Here is an 882-nt window from a genome sequence, read left to right on the forward strand (position 1 = left end):
GATAAAAAGGTCGTCTGAAAACCAAGTTTATTTTTCAGACGACATTTTTTTATAATTTGCTATTAAAAAATAATATTCTGGCGTTGAGTTATCAGTCATAGAATTAAGTGCTTCTAGGCAGATTTACTAGATTGACTTAGGTATTGCTATTGAAATCCGAATCTTCGGACCTCTTTTTAACTTTGCAGCAAGCCAAAGAATATCCCATTATTTCCTATTTGGAAAATATGCTGTTCGTAAATTGAGATTTATTGCTTAATCATTTATCCGTACAATCCGCCTCATCAAATATTAAGGAGGCAGTGATGAAAAAAATGCCTGTATTGTTTGTCGGGCATGGTAGCCCGATGAATGTGTTGGATAAGGAAAATCCTTTCAATACCCACTATTTTTATGACTTAGGCAAGATTTTGTCGGGCTGAGACGATTTTGTAAAGGCCTCAGCTCCGATTTATCTTACATTAACTTTTCTTCCGGCGACGTTCACCAGGCAGCAGCATATCCGCCCATTTGATAATGTTGGCGACTTCTGCCGGATTGAGTTCGTAGAACTGGCCGCGTTTGAGGCGGTTTGGCAGACCGATGGGGCCGAAACCTACGCGGACGAGGCGGCTGACGGTCAGGCCTTGGCTTTCAAAAATACGGCGTACTTCGCGGTTGCGACCTTCTTTGATGACGACGTTGTACCATTTGTTTGCGCCTTCGCCGCCTTGTTCGTAGATGCGTTCGACTTTTGCCAAACCGTCTTCGAGCATGACGCCTTCTTCGGTCAGGACGCGCATTTGTTCGGTGGTCAGCTCGCCCAATACGCGCACTGCGTATTCACGTTCGACTTCAAAGCTAGGGTGGGCAAAGCGTTGAACCAGTTCGCCTGAAGTGGTC

At 44.6% G+C, this 882-nt stretch carries 2 pseudogenes; one reads left to right on the forward strand and one right to left on the reverse strand.

The features are described 5' to 3' along the window. Positions 1-305: 305 nt before the first annotated feature. A pseudogene (locus ACTHUM_RS15590) lies at positions 306-380 on the forward strand (dioxygenase); the annotation flags it as partial. A gap of 81 nt (positions 381-461) precedes the next feature. Here the strand turns inward: ACTHUM_RS15590 and ACTHUM_RS15595 are convergent. Then, positions 462-882: pseudogene (locus tag ACTHUM_RS15595) on the reverse strand (23S rRNA pseudouridylate synthase B); the annotation flags it as partial.

This window comes from Neisseria sp. P0021.S006, assembly GCF_051956895.1.